General features: G+C 46.3%; 13 protein-coding genes. All 13 read left to right on the top strand.

Features of this window, described 5'->3' with window-relative positions; translation table 11 throughout:
- The first annotated feature begins 2 nt into the window (after positions 1-2).
- The 13 genes from NYE45_RS10275 to NYE45_RS10335 all read left to right on the top strand — a co-directional run bounded on the left by NYE45_RS10275 (position 3) and on the right by NYE45_RS10335 (position 18,044).
- The gene (locus NYE45_RS10275; RefSeq protein ID WP_076330510.1) at positions 3-911 is read left to right on the top strand and encodes a carbohydrate ABC transporter permease; all 909 of its coding nucleotides are present in this window, start codon (positions 3-5) and stop codon (positions 909-911) included.
- A 133-nt stretch (positions 912-1,044) separates the two neighbouring features.
- Positions 1,045-2,574, top strand: coding sequence for an ABC transporter substrate-binding protein (locus tag NYE45_RS10280; RefSeq protein WP_340016577.1), 1,530 nt, complete (start codon positions 1,045-1,047; stop codon positions 2,572-2,574).
- 182 nt (positions 2,575-2,756) lie between these two features.
- Positions 2,757-3,455, top strand: a complete 699-nt coding sequence (locus tag NYE45_RS10285) for a hypothetical protein (RefSeq protein ID WP_340016578.1) — start codon at positions 2,757-2,759, stop codon at positions 3,453-3,455.
- A 303-nt stretch (positions 3,456-3,758) separates the two neighbouring features.
- The gene (locus NYE45_RS10290; RefSeq protein ID WP_340016579.1) at positions 3,759-5,513 is read left to right on the top strand and encodes a sensor histidine kinase; all 1,755 of its coding nucleotides are present in this window, start codon (positions 3,759-3,761) and stop codon (positions 5,511-5,513) included.
- Positions 5,514-5,585: 72 nt separating this feature from the next.
- On the top strand, positions 5,586-7,214 hold the full coding sequence (locus NYE45_RS10295; RefSeq protein WP_062833704.1) for a response regulator: 1,629 nt from the start codon (positions 5,586-5,588) through the stop codon (positions 7,212-7,214).
- Positions 7,215-7,337: 123 nt separating this feature from the next.
- Complete coding sequence (locus NYE45_RS10300) at positions 7,338-9,023, top strand: sugar ABC transporter (protein WP_340016580.1); 1,686 nt, start codon at positions 7,338-7,340, stop codon at positions 9,021-9,023.
- A 190-nt stretch (positions 9,024-9,213) separates the two neighbouring features.
- On the top strand, positions 9,214-10,104 hold the full coding sequence (locus NYE45_RS10305) for an ABC transporter permease subunit (protein WP_062833706.1): 891 nt from the start codon (positions 9,214-9,216) through the stop codon (positions 10,102-10,104).
- 29 nt (positions 10,105-10,133) lie between these two features.
- Complete coding sequence (locus NYE45_RS10310; RefSeq protein ID WP_062833707.1) at positions 10,134-11,012, top strand: carbohydrate ABC transporter permease; 879 nt, start codon at positions 10,134-10,136, stop codon at positions 11,010-11,012.
- Positions 11,013-11,045: 33 nt separating this feature from the next.
- A complete protein-coding gene (locus NYE45_RS10315; RefSeq protein ID WP_340016581.1) occupies positions 11,046-12,131 on the top strand; it encodes an arabinogalactan endo-1,4-beta-galactosidase in 1,086 nt (361 codons plus the stop codon).
- 51 nt (positions 12,132-12,182) lie between these two features.
- Positions 12,183-14,255 carry a beta-galactosidase gene (locus tag NYE45_RS10320; RefSeq protein ID WP_340016582.1) on the top strand — a complete coding sequence of 691 codons (2,073 nt, stop codon included), beginning with the start codon at positions 12,183-12,185 and terminating at the stop codon, positions 14,253-14,255.
- 210 nt (positions 14,256-14,465) lie between these two features.
- Entirely contained in the window at positions 14,466-15,905 is a 1,440-nt protein-coding gene (locus tag NYE45_RS10325) for an NAD-dependent malic enzyme (RefSeq protein ID WP_145146871.1), read from the top strand.
- 1 nt (position 15,906) lies between these two features.
- Entirely contained in the window at positions 15,907-16,632 is a 726-nt protein-coding gene (locus tag NYE45_RS10330; protein ID WP_340016584.1) for an HD domain-containing protein, read from the top strand.
- 344 nt (positions 16,633-16,976) lie between these two features.
- Positions 16,977-18,044, top strand: coding sequence for an aromatic acid exporter family protein (locus NYE45_RS10335; RefSeq protein ID WP_062833711.1), 1,068 nt, complete (start codon positions 16,977-16,979; stop codon positions 18,042-18,044).
- The last annotated feature ends 309 nt before the right edge of the window (positions 18,045-18,353 follow it).

Genomic DNA, 18,353 nt, shown 5'->3' on the forward strand with positions numbered 1-18,353 from the left:
CTGTGAAATCACGTGATCCACTAGCCGTATCAAAGCGTTCCGCATCCGTTATTCATGCGATGTTTCTATTCTATGCCATTGCCTGTATCGTGCCGATCCTGCTTGTCTTCGCCATCTCATTCTCGGACGAGACAACAGTTATTGCAAATGGGTATAAGCTTATTCCAGAGAAGTTCAGCCTGACGGCCTATGAGTTTCTGTTCAGAGATATGGATCAGATCCTCCATTCCTATGGTATATCTTTTATCGTTACCGTTGTGGGTACCATTACAAGTGTCGCTCTGACTGCACTGTATGCGTATCCGCTCTCACGGAGAGATCTGCCGTATCGTGGTTGGTTCGCCTTTTTCATCTTCTTCACGATGTTGTTCAATGGGGGGCTGGTACCTTGGTACCTGGTCTATGTCAACGTATTGGATCTGAAAAACTCCATACTGGCACTCATTATGCCGCTACTGCTATCCCCATTCTTTGTACTGGTCATGCGTACATTCTTCGCGAACTCCATACCGGTATCCATTCTGGAATCGGCTCGAATTGATGGTGCAGGAGAATTGAGAACGTTTACACGTATCGTGCTCCCGCTCTCCCTTCCGGTAATGGCAACCGTCGCGTTGTTCAGTACACTGAATTACTGGAATGACTGGTACCTTAGTATGATTTTTATATCGGATAACCGGACGATCAGCCTTCAGTACCTTATGTACCGGACGCTGCTCGATATTCAATATCTAACAACCAACTCCAACGTCTCTTCACAGATTTCGTCGCAGGGTGGATTGCTGAATCTGCCGAACAAAACACTGCAAATGGCGATGGCTGTGGTCGGTATTGGTCCAATTGTACTGGCCTATCCATTCTTCCAGCGTTATTTCATCAAAGGTCTTACGGTTGGCGCTGTGAAGGGATAACTCTGGCCGGTTAGCGGAGTGGGCAAGGTAAATGAAGATGGACTGAAAGGGCATATATAGAAGTGGCTATGGGTTTATTTTGTGAATTGGGGCAATTGGCTGTACGGTTCAACACATGACAGGAGGGGTTCAATTGGTTAGATCATTAAAGGTATGGTCACGCATGATGGCAACGGTTATGGCGCTGAGCCTGGTGCTGGCAGCTTGCTCATCAGACAAAGGTGGAACAACAACACCTGGAGCCGAAGGCGGAGGAGAAAGTGAGGGTGGGGGTAAACCTTATGAAGTGACGCTGTTCTACCCGGGAACACCACAGAAGGATGTCGCTCTGGTGGAAGCCGAGATCAACAAGAAGATGGAACCGAAGATCGGAGCCACGCTCAAGATCAATGCGATTGACTGGGGACAGTGGGATAACAAGCTGAATCTCATGATCTCCTCGGGCGAAAAATCAGACATTATCTTCACAGCGGCTTGGCAGAACTACACAGTGAATGTAGCTAAAGGCGCATTCTTGCCACTGAATGATTTGCTTGATGCACATGGTCAGGATATCAAGAAAAACCTGGACCCTGCCTTTCTGGAAGGTTCCCAGGTGGATGGCGTGAACTACGGTGTTCCTACAAACAAGGAACTCGCTGCCACACGTGGCGTGCTGGTACGTAAAGATCTGGCTGACAAGTATAACCTGGACCTGACAGCTGTTAAGACTTGGGCTGATCTGGAGCCTCTGCTCAAAACAATCAAGGAAAATGAGCCAGCGATCACACCATTCTATATGTCCAATACCAATGGTAACGGGCTGTTGGAGAATCTGGATTGGGATTATCTCGGTGATGCTTCCGTACCTGGAGTCATCTCCAAAACAGCAGGCGGAACAACGGTGCTGAATGAAGTGGAGACCCCTGAATTCAAAGAAGCGGCTGAACTCGCTCGCAAGTGGTATCAAGCAGGATATATCAACAGTGATGCTGCGACTTCCAATGTGTTCCCGAAAGACCAAGCGAAGGCTGGAAAAGCGTTTCTCTGGACGGATGGTATGAAGCCAGGCAAGGATAAAGAAGAAGAAGGGTATGTGGGTTTCCCACTGACTCAGATTGAGATGACACAGCCGACCATTACGACGGGTGATGCATCTGGAGCAATGCTCGCGATCTCCCGTTCTTCAGAGCAACCGGAGAAAGCGATGCAGGTCATTAACCTGCTGCATTCCGACAAGGAAATTAACAACTTGCTGAACTTCGGAATTGAAGGAACACATTATGTGAAAAAAGACGGACAGGATAATATCATTGCTCTTCCTGATGGCGTTGATGCCAATAGTCGTACCTACAATCCAGGTGCACAGTGGCAGCTGGGTAACCAGTTCCTGAACTTCCTCTGGGATAATGAAGATCCGCAGAAATGGGAAAAGTTCAAAGAGTTTAACGCCAAAGGTGTGAAGTCTCCAGCACTGGGCTTTACGTTCAACAGCCAATCTGTCAAAAATGAAATTGCTGCGGTCAACAACGTGAACAAACAGTTCAAGCCAGGTATGACATCGGGTGCCGTTGATCCGAACGAGATGATTCCGAAATATCTGGAGAAACTCAAAGCAGCGGGCATTGATAAAATCATTGCTGCCAAACAAGAACAACTCGATGCATTCTTGGCTAAGCAATAAATGATTATCAGGCCATGACAGTGAGACTGGTGTTACTACAACCTCTTGTCAGCGGTGAATATGGAGGACGTTTTCGGTGAATAACCGAAGACGTTCTTTTTATTGTTATTTTTTTGATTTGGATTGTTAATCATAATTAGGAAAAATATGATATAATCAGGTGGTTGATTGGGGGTGTTCGTGTGTCGAGAACCAGACTTGTGTTCTCTGGGGCTTTATTGCTTTTTGCAATCATCTTTACATTTAACCACCATCTTGGTTTTTCTGTTGGAGATACCATGCTGTCAGCAATAGGTATATCACCGTATACTACATCTTATTTAAGTGGTGTTCATATCACACTTTTCCTCGGATTGGGGATCTTCGCGTGTGGGTTCTACCTTACTCGCAAAGAGATTGGGAAGTCGTTCCCGGGTCTTGCGCAAGGGTTATGGATCATAGTTCTCGCTATCGTTCTCAGTTATTCGTACATGACGGATAAATTCATGTATGTAGCTAAGTGGGGAGCTGAAGGCATTGACGGTGTATCCTATGTACAGAATACAAGCTCCTGTTCTTATAATGTCCGAAGTAATGGTGAGACCCGAGCAACCTGTGATCTGACACTCAAAAATTACGGCAGAGAGTCCGTGTCCGCTGTGCTATTGCCTGATCTCGCGCGCAGTTACAAGTTTAAGGACGACCCACTATATGAAGCATTGCAGTCTGTGCAATTAAGACCAGTACATATTGAGATTGGACGCCATGGAACATTTACGGGCGAGTTGGAGTTTTACGGGAAAGCGGAAGCTCCGCTGCTCGTCAATGGGAAACTTATGGATATTGTGCTGGATGTAGGCGTGGATGGTGCGAATACGGTGTTTGATTATGATATTCCATAGTTTATATCTTTGTAGAAAAAACAGAATGAGTACATAAACAGAACTAGAATAAGGTTTATTTTGAATAGAAAGATTAAAGATATATACTGAAATCGGGATAGAGAGCTGGCTAATCGCTGGCTCTTTTTTTGCGTGGAAGTTGTAATTAGTGCAGAAATATTGGTTTTGTCTCCTTTCCCCTTGAATTGGTAACGCTTACGCTAGATAATGGGAATCAGTTTGTCTCAAAAAAATAGTTTGTCTTTACCGCTTACATCATTACAATTAATGTCACGACAAATAAAGACAAGGTGAGATGAAAAGATGTCATATCGGACAAATCTGTTTTCCAAAATGGTCATTCTAATTCTAATTATGCTAATTCCAGTTGTGCTTCTGTACTGGTACTCCAATCACAAAACGACAGCTGTTCTCAGAGATGAGTTGAATCGATCCAATAGCAACCAGCTTGAATTTTTCCAGAATCAGGTGAACACACACATCGAGCTGTTATCATCATGGCCGAACCTGCTCATACATGATCCTGATATTGCCAGCTTCCGACGAATTTATGCGGACAGTAAATATTTTGACCTAGATGCTATTAATTTGGTTAAGCGTATTCAGAATAAGCTGAGTATTCAGGAGAGTTCATCCAATTGGGCGACAAAGTTATACCTGTATTCCCCTTCGCTGGGCAGGGTAGTTTCCGAAAGGGACGCACGTTCTTACGATAAAGAAGCGCTAAGGGAAAATATCAGTTCCGGCTGGGATGTACGCAAAATTCAGGATGGGGAAGATGATCGGTTCATGTTTAGCTGGATTACGGTATCCCCATACGGTATTAAAGATCCGGTTAATAATGCGGAAACGATTATCAAACTGGAGTTTGATAGTGACAACATTCGGGATATGCTCGACAAATTCAAGGACGATGGCAGGCATGATCCATTCTATTTCCGAGAAGAATCGGGAGTTATCTATAACCGGACTTCAGATCGTTCACTAACGAATCAGTTGATGGAAGAACTGTCCATCCATAAACTTCAGGACGTGGATAATCGTACAGTGGTGATCGGGAACGAGCCTTACATGGTCAACACTGTGAAATCCAGTACAACAGGCTGGTATTTGGTGGACTATATGCCTCTATCAGATATTTTGAAGCCTATTCATCAATCGAACATGTTGTTCTATTCTTCCATGATTTGTTTGTTGTTGATGAGTTTTGGTGTGGCGTACTTGTTATATGTTCAGGTGCAGGTGCCAGTGAAACAACTCATTCGTGGGTTCCAGCGATTAAAGCAGGAAGATTATTCCGTGAGGATTAAGCCGAAGGGCCGCAATGAATTCAGTTTTCTGTCCGAACGTTTCAACTTGATGGTGGAGCAGATCCAGCAGTTGTTTGAACACGTTTACCTGGAACAAATTCATGTGCGTGAAGCCCGATTGAAGCAGCTGCAATCGCAGATTAACCCGCACTTCTTCTATAATTGCTTCTCCTTCATTACGAGTATGGCGAAGCTGAAGCGCATGGACGCCGTTGTAGCGATGTCGCATAACCTCTCGCGATATTATCGGTATACAACAAGACAGGAACGGGACGTGGTACCGTTGACAGAGGAGATTGAATTTGTCAGCTGTTATCTGGAGATCCAACGGATGCGTATGGACCGCATTCATTACAAGCTTGATCTGTCCGAAGAGATGCTGAGGCAGGAAGTCCCGCCGCTGATCGTGCAGCCACTGGTGGAGAATGCGGTGATTCACGGTATTGAAGCGGATGCGGAAGCTGGAGAAATAAGAGTATCCGGGGAAAAACAGGGCGGTGTCATGGTTCTTGTCGTAGAAGATGATGGGCAAGGCATGACACAGGAGGCACGTGAGGCGCTTCTGAATAAGCTCAGGGGAACGATGGATCAGGAGATGGGCTGTGGCCTGTGGAATGTGAATCAAAGACTCCAGCTTCGATATGGGGAGCAGGCAGGGATTGATATAACGGAATCGGAACTTGGTGGATTACGCGTTACACTGTCTTGGCCTGCCGAGCAGGAGTATCTTCTGGAGAACGAAGAGTGAACATCTGGAACGTTTAGAGCATGTTGAAAAATAGAATCCAATGTAGAACGAACGAGATAGGGAGTGACTAGCTTGATAGATATACTGCTGGTAGATGATGAAACGTATGTAACAGAAAGTCTGGAACTCACGATCCCCTGGGGAGAACTTGGGGTAACGACCGTGCTGCGTGCAGCTTCTGGTAAGGAAGCATTAGAGATTATGGAGGAGAATGCAGTAGACATCGTAGTCACGGATATTCGAATGCCTGGCATGTCGGGACTGGATCTGATTGCAGAGGTAAGCAAGCGCTGGTCTCATATCCGCTGTATCTTGCTGACTGGTCACAGTGATTTTGCTTATGCGAAGAAAGCCATTCAGTTGCAGGCAGCGGATTATATCCTCAAACCCGTAAACGATGATGAGTTTATGGGATCGGTCTCAGCAGCCATCACATCTCTTCGTGATGAGTGGGATGAATTCGATAAATATCACCGGCTCTTATACAGTCGGAAGTCTGACTATAAGATTTTACGGGAAAATCTCATGCATGATCTGCTGCTTGGTCGTGAGATAACGGCGCGGGCACTCCGGGAACAACTGCAACAATATGAGATACATATTGATCCGGAACAACCGGCAGTGATGATGCTGATTCGTCTTACAGGACGCTTCTCGTCAATGGACCAGCAGTCCCTTGATCTAATGGATTTTGCCGTAGGTAATATAGCGGAGGAAGTACTCGGAGAGCAATTTAACGTGTGGTTTGGTCGCGGACCCCATGAGTGTCTGGTTATGTTTTTACAGAGTCAGGGACAGATTGAAGCTCCACAGATGAACTTGGAAACGTTGAGGATCTCTGCTGAAACCTTCCGTGAGCATGTCATTCGATATTTGCAGGGAGATCTGTCCATGGTGGTTACACCGTCATTTCCCTTTAATGAGTTGACAGCAGCTTATCGAAAAAGTCTGGGTTCCCTTGTCCTTTCCGGACCGGAAGAACACCAGATTATATACATGGACATGGATCAGGCACTTAGCAAACGACCCGACAATGATGCGACGCAGGCGCTCGAAGAGCTGTACAAGCCGCCTGTACTTCCGCAATTGCTCGAGACCAAGCAATGGGAAGCGGCAGCACGCAAGCTGAACACGGTCTTTGATGCAGCCGAACAGGTACGTTTGTCGAGAGAACATGTGTATGAGATGTATCTGTCCGTAACCAATGCATTTATGTATATCGCTCATAAACAGGGGCATCTAGTGCATGAGATTGATCATGCGGGATTCGATCTGCTTCTTGCTCATCAGTTAATTCAGTCCCCTGAGAAGCTGCGGCGATGGGCAACCGAGATGCTGGCGAAACTTCAGGAAGAATTGTCTGATCAGGAAGGTGTGCAGAGCCGCAGACATGTGATCAAACAGGTTCAGGAACTGGTGACAAGAGATACAGGACAAGACCTGTCGGTGAAGATGATTGCGGACAAGGTATATTTGCACCCTGTATATCTATCGAAGATTTACAAGGCAGAGACGGGGGAAGGTCTTGGGGATTACATGATTCGCATGCGTATGGAGCGTGCGCTGTATCTGCTCAAGAATAGCAACAAAAAAATATACGAGATTACGAGTGAGCTCGGCTATCAAAATCCGCAATATTTCAGCAAAATGTTCAAAAAACATTATGGCATGACACCCAATGAATTTCGGGATCAGGCATAATTTCAACAACATTCCAGAATATAGGTTGGCAAAGGTGCAGAAATCTTGATTTCGTATCATAGGCTCAAAGGCCTGGTCAGCCTATAATGAAAGGGTAACCAAAACGATTTAAGGGGGAACAACATGAGAGCGCAATCAACGAAAAAGAGATTCTTGACGCTTCTCGCTACAACGCTGTGTCTAACTGTCGTTCTTGCAGGATGTTCAGGAGGCAGTGGGGGCGGAGATAGTGCCACACCAAGTACATCTGGAGTTGAAAACGAATACAAAGAAAAATATGATCCGGAAGTAACCATTACGACTGCATGGGGAATTGACCCTGAGCTGAAGTTTAAAAATGGTGAATCCATGGAAAATAACGTGGCAACCAAGTGGGCCAAGGATCAATTCGGTATTAATATCAGTTCATTATGGTCTGTAACGGATACGAATGGGGCGTTTGCAACCAAACTTCGCCTGGCAATGTCTTCTGGTCAAGATATGCCGGATATCGTAACCGTGGGTGATAACCTGCTTGCGCAGGATCTGATTGATTCCGGTATGTATCAGGAAGTTGGTCCACTGTTCGACAAATATGCTTCGGACACTTGGAAGAAAGCAATGGAGCAAGACCCGAACGTATGGAACCAATATAGTCGTGATGGCAAAAGAATGGGTATCCCTGTTCTGGACTACGCATACAACAATGATTACTTGCTCTGGATTCGCCAGGATTGGCTGGATAAGCTGAAGCTGGAAGCTCCAAAAACAATCGATGAGCTTGAAACCGTAATGGATGCATTCAAAAACCAAAACCCGGATGGATTGTCTCCCGATAAGGTCATCCCGCTCAGCATTGGTTTCAAAACATCCATGAACACTTGGATGGGAGACCCATCCTGGATCTTCGGAGCATACGGAACCTTGCCGTTCCAATGGAATCTGGCTGCGGATGGCAAGCTGGAGTATGGTTCTATCAATCCAGGTATGAAGCAAGGTTTGACCAAATTGAGCGAATGGCTCACAAAAGGTTATATCCCGCAAGAAGCAGCTCTATGGGATGAAAACAAAACGGCAGAGCCAGCAGTTGCAGGTACAGCCGGCATTATTCCAGGTCCTTACTGGATGAGCGGATGGCCGCTTCTGGATACTGCGAAAAATGTACCAAGTGCTGTTTGGAAACCAATTGAGATTCCAACTGGTCCTGAAGGTAAAGCAATGCGTCACGGAACACAGTTCGTTAATGGTGTTACGTTGATCAAAAAAGATATGGCACACCCTGAAGCATTCTTTACGTATCAGAACTATCTGTTCGACAATTATGCGGATCCAGCACCAGGAAGCCAGTATGATAACGGTTTGTTTGAGAAATATGACTATCAACTGGACGCTAATGGAAAACAAATGCCGATTGACGAGATCGAAGGCGGATACGTGAACGTTGTACGTTATTTGCTTGTTCGTGACGGTGCTCGTATTCCAGATGCACAGATGAAAGCACTCTTGAATTTGGCGGACGGCAAAGAGCCTGAAACGAAGCTGGAGAAAGATGTTGCTGTAAACTATGGTAAAGAAACGCCAGCGGCAGCGAAAGTGTTGCTGAGCCAAGAAGAAATTTCATTCAAAAACATGTTCACAGGTCCGACAACGCAGACGATGAAATCCAAGCTGGACTACCTGAACAAAATCGAGAATCAGGCATTTAACGAAATTATCTATGGTAAAAATCCGGCTGATGCGTTTGATACCTTTGTACAAACGTGGAAATCCGGTGGCGGTGACCAGATCACACAAGAGGTCAACGAATGGTATGACGGTGTGAAAAAATAGTTTTAAGCAGCGCCCAGACGACGATCGTCTGGGCGCTTTTTTTGGTTTATTCAAGCTGAAGCAAAGTGGTTGAATTTGTGCCATTTATATTGCTTTTATGTGCTGTTTGGACCCCGTAAAAGGTTGATATAATCGCATTATAAGCCACTCAGGGAGTACTTGAGTAGGAAGAAATACAGGGGGAGCAATCATGAGAACTTTGAAACGCACTTGGCCATTCCACGTTATGCTGTTGCCAGCCATTATCTTTCTGATCATCTTCAGTTATGTGCCTATGGGCGGGATCATTATGGCATTCCAGAATTACAAGCCATGGCTTGGGATTAGTGGCTCTGAATGGGTCGGGCTGGACAACTTTAGATATTTGTTTGAACGTGAAGACAGCTTACAGGTCATCTGGAACACATTGATTATTGCTGTACTTAAACTGATCTTCAACTTATTTATTCCATTTGTTTTTGCTATTCTTTTGAATGAGGTTCGCAAGATGGCTGTACAGCGAACCATTCAGACACTTGTCTATTTACCTCACTTCTTGTCCTGGGTCATTCTGGGCGGGATTTTGATAGATTTGCTGTCAACCGGAGGGTTGGTAAACCGGGTTCTGGGAACTTTCGGACTCGGACCATATTTCTTCCTCGGAGACAACAGTTGGTTCCGATCTACAGTCATTCTAACAGATGTGTGGAAGGAATTTGGCTATAACATGATTGTCTTTCTGGCTGCCCTTGCGGGAATTAATCCAGCATTGTACGAAGCAGCAGAAATTGACGGAGCAGGACGCTGGAAACAGACATTGCACATTACAATTCCTTCGCTCGTGCCGATGCTGATGGTTGTAGGTACACTGGCTCTTGGTAACGTACTGAATGCCGGATTTGACCAGATTTTCAACCTGTACAACCCGCTCGTATATCAAACGGGTGACATCATTGATACATTCGTATATCGTTCTGCGATGCAAAATGGTGAGATGGGCTTCGCAACAGCGATCGGATTGTTCAAATCAGTCATTAGTATGATCTTGATTCTTGTATCTTACAGCTTAGCCAAAAAATACGCTGGATACCGCATATTCTAATCGAATGAACAGAGAAAGAAGGGACCACGATGTATCATAAATCATTGCCTTATCGCGTGTTTAATATAGTCAATACCTGCTTTCTGATTTTGATCGCCATCATGTGTATCGTACCGATGATTCATGTACTGGCAGTATCCTTTAGTACGAAGGCTGCTGCCGATGCGAATCTGGTCAACCTTTGGCCTGTAGGTTTCTCACTCGAAGCTTACAAAAAGACGATGAACAATCCAATTTTCTTGAACTCGCTCTGGATTTCACTCCTACGTACAGTGATTGGTACAGCGATTACCTTGCTGATTACGTTCCTGGCGGCGTATCCGTTGTCCAAAGAAAATAGTGAGTTCAAAGGCAGAACAATCTACTCCTGGATTTTCGTATTCAGCATGATTTTCAATGGAGGACTTGTTCCATTCTATATGGTTATCCAGAAAATCGGGCTGATGGATTCCTTCTGGGTACTGGTACTCCCAGGGGCAGTTAACACATTCCTTGTCATCCTGATGCTGAACTTCTTCCGCGGTATTCCGAAAGAGCTGGAGGAAGCAGCGCTGATGGATGGAGCCAACCATTTCAGAACATTGTTCAGTATCTTCCTTCCGATTTCCTTGCCGTCGATTGCAACCATTGCATTGTTCAGCATGGTGTTTCACTGGAACTCATGGTTTGATGGATTGCTCTATATGAATAATGCCAAGGATTATCCACTTGCTACATTTATGCAAACGGTCATTATCGGACGTGACATGAGCAGCATGAGCATGAATCCAAAAGAGATGGAGTCTCTCTCTCAAACGACGGTAAGAGCGGCACAGATCTTCATCGGAAGTGCACCAATCTTGATTGTGTATCCGTTCCTGCAACGTTTCTTTGTTAAAGGTATGACGTTGGGCTCAGTTAAAGGCTGAGCCTGTATCACAAATTAAATGGAGGCTGATACAGTGAGCAACTTGGATGAAAAGACATTCGTTCTGGGAATGGATGTATCTTTTATGGACGAGATTGAACAACATGGTGGGACCTACAGTGATGTGGACGGCAAGGAACAAGACTTGCTGTCCATCCTGAAGCTCAATGACGCTAACGCCATACGGCTGCGGATCTGGAATGATCCTGTAGGTGGGTTCTGCAATCTGGAGCGGACGGTGGCAGTAGCCAAACGGATTAAGGAACAGGGCTTGCAGTTTTTGCTGGATTTCCATTATTCCGATCGGTGGGCCGATCCCGCTAATCAGTGGAAACCAAGGGCATGGGAACATCTCTCCTATGAGGAGCTTCAACGTGCGGTATGCACGTATACCGCTGATGTCCTGAGAACGTTGAAGGAACATGATGCTCTTCCAGACATGGTGCAGGTCGGCAACGAGATTACACCAGGCATGTTATGGAATGAGGGACGTGTCGGTGGAGAAGAGCACGATACGGATGAACAGTGGGAGCGTTTTGCAGGCCTTGTGAAGTACGGAATTGCTGCGGTCAAATCCGTTGACGCCGATATCCAGATTATGATACATATTGATCGTGGTGGAGATAACGCCGAGAGCCGCAAGTTCTACGATCGCTTTGAAGAACTGGGTGTGGAGTTCGATATCATTGGACTCTCTTATTATCCTTGGTGGCATGGTACACTCGACGCGCTACGTGACAATCTGCATGATCTGGCTGAGCGTTATGGTAAACCTGTCAATGTCGTTGAAACCGCTTATCCGTGGACGCTTGAACAGCCGGAAGGCATCGAATGGATTTTGAATCAGGAAGACTTGTTGTTGCCAGGGTACCCTGCAAGTGTGGAAGGTCAGACCAAATATCTGAAGGATCTGTTGCAGATCATTCGCGAAGTTCCTGGTGGTTTGGGTCATGGATTCTATTATTGGGAACCTGCCTGGATACCTAGTAAGGAAGAATGGTCCGTAGGACATCCGAATAACTGGGGTAACCTCACGATGTTTGATTTTAAAGGTCGTAAGTTGGAATCGTTTACAGCGCTCGCTGCTGTAGAAGAATCAGATGCAGAGACATACGTGTAATATCGTTGTATTCAATAAAAATTGTAATTCAAAAGCAAGGGAGTTGTCCTTATGACATACAAATTTCCACCTGTAAGTTCCAAAGCCCCGCACATGTTGCATGGCGCAGACTATAACCCGGAGCAATGGCTCCGCTATCCTGAAGTTCTGGAAGAAGATATTCGCTTGATGAAGCTTGCCAAGTGTAACGTGATGTCCATTGGTATCTTCTCTTGGGTATCCCTTGAGCCGGAAGAAGGCGTATATACGTTTGAATGGCTGGATCAGGTGTTGGATCGTTTTGCAGCCAATGGTATCTATGCATTCCTGGCTACACCAAGTGGAGCGAGACCTGCCTGGATGTCCGCCAAGTACCCGGAAGTACTTCGTGTCTCCGAGAAACGGGTCCGCAACCTACATGGTTTCCGTCACAACCATTGTTATACTTCACCGGTATACCGTGAGAAAGTCACTGCGATCAATACAAAACTAGCAGAACGTTATTCGGATCATCCGGCTATAATCGGCTGGCATATCTCGAACGAATTCGGCGGAGACTGTCATTGTGATTACTGTCAGGAAGCATTCCGTGGCTGGGTTCAGAAAAAGTATAAGACACTGGATGAACTGAATCATTCGTGGTGGACCACATTCTGGAGTCACACGGTTACAGACTGGAGTCAAGTGGAATCTCCGGCTCCACATGGTGAGACACAGGTACACGCGATGAATCTGGATTGGCGTCGCTTCGTTACCGATCAGACAGCTGATTTTATTGTGCACGAAACGAAACCATTGAAAGCTCAGAATCCGGATCTGCCAGTTACAACGAACCTGATGGAATTTTACGGTGGTCTGAACTATTGGAAGTTCGCCGATATTCTGGATTTCCTGTCTTGGGACAGCTATCCAACATGGCATGACGCAGATGACGATGCAAAACAGGCCTCCCGGATCGCAATGATGCATGACATCGTTCGTTCCATCAAAGGTGGACAACCGTTCTTGCTGATGGAAAGTACCCCAAGTTCAACCAACTGGCAAGAGGTTAGCAAGTTGAAAAAACCTGGCATGCATCTGCTCTCTTCTCTTCAGGCTGTGGCACACGGTTCCGATAGTGTTCAGTACTTCCAGTGGAGAAAAAGCCGGGGGTCCAGTGAGAAACTTCATGGTGCGGTGGTAGACCACGTAGGAACGGCACACACTCGAGTGTTCCAAGATGTCACCGACGTAGGAACGGCTCTTGAAGGCATGGAAGCTATTGTAGGAACAGCGGTTCCGGCAGAAGTTGCAATCATTTTTGATTGGGAAAACCGCTGGGCCGTTAATGATTCCCAGGGTCCGCGTAATATCGGTGTGAAGTATGAGCAGACCGTGGAAGAGCATTATGAAGCGTTTTGGAAAAAGGGAGTCGCTGTAGACGTTATTGATATGGATGCAGATCTGTCCAAGTATAAGTTGCTGATTGCGCCAATGCTCTATCTGGTGCGTGAAGGTGTCGGCGAACGCATTGAGAAGTTTGTGGAGCAAGGTGGTACGTTTGTAGCGACCTACTGGTCCGGTATTGTTGATGAAAATGATCTGTGCTTCCTGGGTGGATTCCCAGGCCCACTGCGCAAGACGCTTGGCATCTGGTCTGAAGAAATTGACGGACTGCATGATCGTGATCTGAACGGAATTATTCCTGAGCAGGGTAACGAGCTTCAACTCACTACAGCGTATGATGCAATTGAACTGTGTGATCTGATTCATCTGGAAGGCGCAAAGTCATTGGCTACGTACCGTTCTGACTTCTATGCCGGACGTCCGGCATTGACGGTTAACCAGTTGGGTTCAGGAAAAGCGTATTACGTGGCGACGCGTCTGAAAGCGCCATTCTATGATGATTTCTATGCGCAACTCATTGCTGACCTGAACATTGAGCGTGGACTTGAAACCGAGTTGCCTGCTGGTACAACGGCACATACGCGTACAGATGGTACGGCTGATTATGTGTTTGTACAGAACTATACACCAGATGAGAAACTGGTTGAATTAGATGGACAGTCCTATACGGATCTGCTCAGTGGTGATGCTGTGGAAGCCAGTCTCAGCTTGCAACCATACGACATTCGTGTCCTGCGCAGACCGGCTGCCCGGAAATAATATACATTCCATTTATTATTGAATAAACGATAGTAGTATAAGAAGAGATTGCCCTGAACACCTGTTATCGGTGTTTGGGGTGTCTTTTTTATTTTATGTTTTTGGCTGTTGAACCACTTTTTCTGGACAAGATAAAGGATAAACGTGTCCGCGCAGCGAAGACAAACAGGTAACTTGTAACTCAAGACTTTCAGTCTGGGAGGAATTGAAATGAATCAGAGAAATCTGGACGGCAACAGCATTATTATTCGGCTGGAAATGACAACTAAAGATATCAAGTTTGGCGAAGTGGCTTCGGCCATCTCGGAAGCTGGTGGAGACATCATTGCCATTGACGTCATTTCGACCAATCAGGATGTCAGTGTGCGCGACTTGACCGTCGCGGTAACAGATGCACAGGATAACAGCAAAATTATAGAAGGCGTACGCCAGCTCAAAGGTATATCCATCATTAACGTATCAGATCGAACGTTCCTGCTGCATTTGGGCGGCAAGATCGAAGTGACACCGAAGACCCCGATTCAGAATCGGGAAGACCTGTCACGTGTGTATACCCCGGATGTGGCTCGGGTATGTTCGGCCATTGTGGAAGAGCCGGGGAAAGCTTTCTCGCTGACGATCAAGCGGAACACGGTAGCCGTGGTATCCGATGGCAGTGCGGTACTTGGACTGGGCAACATTGGTCCCCGTGCAGCGATGCCCGTCATGGAAGGTAAGGCCATGTTGTTCAAACAGTTTGCAGGTGTGGATGCCTTCCCAATCTGTCTGGATACACAGGATACCGAGGAAATCATTCGTACTGTGAAAGCGATATCACCTGGTTTTGGCGGTATTAATCTGGAGGATATTTCGTCACCGCGTTGTTTTGAGATTGAACGTCGTCTGAACGAGGAATTGGACATTCCGGTATTTCATGATGACCAGCACGGCACGGCGGTTGTGTTATATGCCGGTCTGATCAATGCACTCAAACTGGTAGGCAAGTCCATCACGGATGTGAAGATCGTGGTCTGCGGTATTGGTGCAGCAGGTGTAGCATGCAGTAATATTTTGCTGTCTGCGGGAGCAAGCCGACTTATTGGCGTCGATCGTGAAGGTGCGATTGTACGGACACAAACCTATGAGAATGAAGTCTGGAGTGACTATGCGGCTCGCACCAACCCGGAATTGGAAACTGGTTCGCTGCGTGATGTCATTCGTGGAGCGGACGTGTTTATTGGTTTATCACGCGGCAATCTGTTAACTCGTGAAGATGTACAGACTATGGCCGAAGATCCAATCGTGTTTGCGATGGCCAATCCGGTACCTGAGATTATGCCTGCTTTGGTGGAGGACATCGTGGCTGTTATGGCGACAGGTCGATCGGATTATCCAAACCAAATCAACAACGTGTTATGTTTCCCTGGCATCTTCAGGGCAGTTCTGGATTGCCGGGCTACCGAGATTAATGAAGAAATGAAGCTGGCAGCCGCTCAAGCGATTGCCTCGGCCATTACGGATGAAGAGCGCACACGTTATTACATTATTCCGAGTGTGTTCAATGATAAAGTAGTCAAATCAATGCGTAATCGCGTCATTGAAGCAGCTGTTAAGACGGGTGTAGCGCGGCGTATTCCACGTGAGCAGGCTCGTGAAGGTGGGGAATCGTAAGATGTCAGAGAACCCTCTTCAACCATCCAACCAGAGCGTAAAAGGACAAGAACAGCTGGACAATGTAGATGGAACAACCGCAGGAGAGGCTGTACTGCGCGCTGCCCGATCTTTTGTCCAAGGGGACTCGTCCAAGCATACGGATGGTCATGACTGGCAGCATATTGAACGGGTAACTGCACTTGCGGTCGAACTCGCTCACCGTATGGGTGCAGATCCATTTGTCTGCGAACTGGCCGCATTATTACATGATGTACCGGATGAGAAGCTGAATGAGAGCTTGGAAGCCGGGATGGCGAAACTGAATGCCTGGCTGGATACCCAGCCGCTTGATTCGGATACACGCGCAGCGGTTGTGGGTATTATTAGTACCATCTCGTATGCGGGAGGCCAGCGTCCTGCGGTCAGTTCGCTCGAAGCACAAGTAGTACAGGATGCGGATCGTCTGGATGCGCTGGGTGCGATTGGAATCGCGCGCACCTTTGCCTTCTCAGGAGCGAGGGGGCGCGAGATGTATGATCCATTCCTTCCCCCACGGGAGCACATGACCCGTGAGGAATATCGCAATGGGCGCAGCACAACGATAAATCACTTTTACGAGAAGTTGTTCAAGCTCAAAGATCTGATGAATACCTCCTATGGCAAGGAAATGGCGGAGCAGCGTCATCATTATATGGTGCAATTCGTGGACCAGTTCAAAAGGGAATGGGAGGGCACGGACCGTTAGACAGGCATGATAAGCATGACGATCCACAGAGGTTGAATAAGTAACAGAGGCGAATCTTTGAAGTGGCGAAAATCCATTTTGAAGATTTGCTTCTTTTTAGGTTCATCATTTTGGGTTAATAATGTGTATTAACATACATAAATGAATTAATCATCTATTTTTAGTGAGTGATGAAATGAATTAAGACAAGGTTTACGACTTATGACATGGCAACGGAAGGTCTTCCATGGTACAATAAATCGTTCTCCTGAATGAATTCAGGCAAAAAAAGAAATATGGGGTAATAATGAACATGATTATCAAATGTAAAATTTCAGGTTCGGTAAAGAGGAGGGGTCACCACCATGTCGTTTGGTGCACGTGTACTTAAGACGGGGATCGCGGTCACGCTTGCCTTGTACCTTAGCAGCCTGTTCTTGAACCCGCAATCTCCCGTGCCTGCCGCAATCGCGGCTATATTCGCCATGCAGCCTTCCATCTATCGTTCCTGGAAATACTTCCTGGATCAGCTGCAAACGACCACACTCGGAGCTATTGTGGCCCTGGTGGGAGGTATGGTGTTGTCCAATGAGCCAATCGCTGTTGGATTAATAATTGTACTTGTTATCATGATATGTCTTAAATTGAATATGGGCGAGACGGTTGGACTGACATTAGTCACTGTTGTCTCCATTATGGAAGCCTCAGGTGACTGGCACTTTGCACTCAATCGTTTTCTGCTAACACTGGTTGGTATTGTATCGGCGTTTCTCATCAACATTACGGTATTTCCTCCGAAACCAAAGGTTCAGTTCGTGAAGCAGATCCAGAGTGTTTTCAGCGGCATGTCGTTGCTTCTGCGAACCTCGATTTCGGATGAGATTAAGGAAGTTGTATTCCGGGAGGAGAAAAACAACCTGGGCGGTTCCATTAAGTCTCTATCCGACAAGTATAACTTGTTCGAAGAGGAACAGAAGAAGATGAAGCGTTCGAAATTCAGCGAAACCCGGCAGATGGTGGTCTACAAACAGATGCTGCTGAGTCTGCAAAAAGGATATGAGGTGCTGGATTCGGTAGAACGTCACTATTTCCAGGCACCACGGACACCAGCCATGGATCTGTTTTTTGACTCCCATCTGGAACTGGTTATCAAATTCCATGAGCATGCACTGCTCAAGTTCGAGGATAAGCTGAAACCGAACGGCGAAGAGGCCGCACAGTTTGTATTGGACAATGATCGTTTCATGGAGCAGGCGATTACCGAGTTTGATATCGACAAGGACGGGATGTTACGATTATCCATCGTGGCGGCTGCGATCTATGATTATGGGTATCAGTTGGAACGTCTGAATCGACTTGCCGAACATGTGCACAGCTCCAGTGAAGATAAAGAATCACAGGACAAAATTTTGAATTGGCTTAAGTGGCCTTAAATTCAAGTTCAAAAAGTCTGGTTTTCAGTACCAAGAAGATGGAATGAAGATAGAAATGGAGTAGCGGAGCGTAGGAAAACTACGTGAGCAACTACAATGTTTCCGAAGCAAACATACTTCGTAAGCGTCTGCTTATTCGGCTGAATTTCATATTCGATGCTGATGATGCCGTTAGGCATGATTCGTAATCAAAATTAGACTTTTTGAACAACCTCTAAGTGCGAATTGCACATCGGCTTCGCGATCATATACAATGGAACTACAACATAGCCCGGACAAACGTGTCCGGGTTGTTTTGTCATACATACG

Origin of the sequence: Paenibacillus sp. FSL K6-1318 (assembly GCF_037976905.1) — a bacterium.
Lineage (GTDB): Bacteria > Bacillota > Bacilli > Paenibacillales > Paenibacillaceae > Paenibacillus > Paenibacillus amylolyticus_A.

Bases quoted from the DNA above. Each gene is read 5' to 3' on its own strand.
- NYE45_RS10290 (WP_340016579.1), top strand. From the start codon at position 3,759: ATGTCATATCGGACAAATCTGTTTTCCAAAATGGTCATTCTAATTCTA.
- NYE45_RS10300 (WP_340016580.1), top strand. From the start codon at position 7,338: ATGAGAGCGCAATCAACGAAAAAGAGATTCTTGACGCTTCTCGCTACA.
- NYE45_RS10305 (WP_062833706.1), top strand. From the start codon at position 9,214: ATGAGAACTTTGAAACGCACTTGGCCATTCCACGTTATGCTGTTGCCA.
- NYE45_RS10310 (WP_062833707.1), top strand. From the start codon at position 10,134: ATGTATCATAAATCATTGCCTTATCGCGTGTTTAATATAGTCAATACC.
- NYE45_RS10320 (WP_340016582.1), top strand. From the start codon at position 12,183: ATGACATACAAATTTCCACCTGTAAGTTCCAAAGCCCCGCACATGTTG.
- NYE45_RS10325 (WP_145146871.1), top strand. From the start codon at position 14,466: ATGAATCAGAGAAATCTGGACGGCAACAGCATTATTATTCGGCTGGAA.
- NYE45_RS10330 (WP_340016584.1), top strand. From the start codon at position 15,907: ATGTCAGAGAACCCTCTTCAACCATCCAACCAGAGCGTAAAAGGACAA.
- NYE45_RS10335 (WP_062833711.1), top strand. From the start codon at position 16,977: ATGTCGTTTGGTGCACGTGTACTTAAGACGGGGATCGCGGTCACGCTT.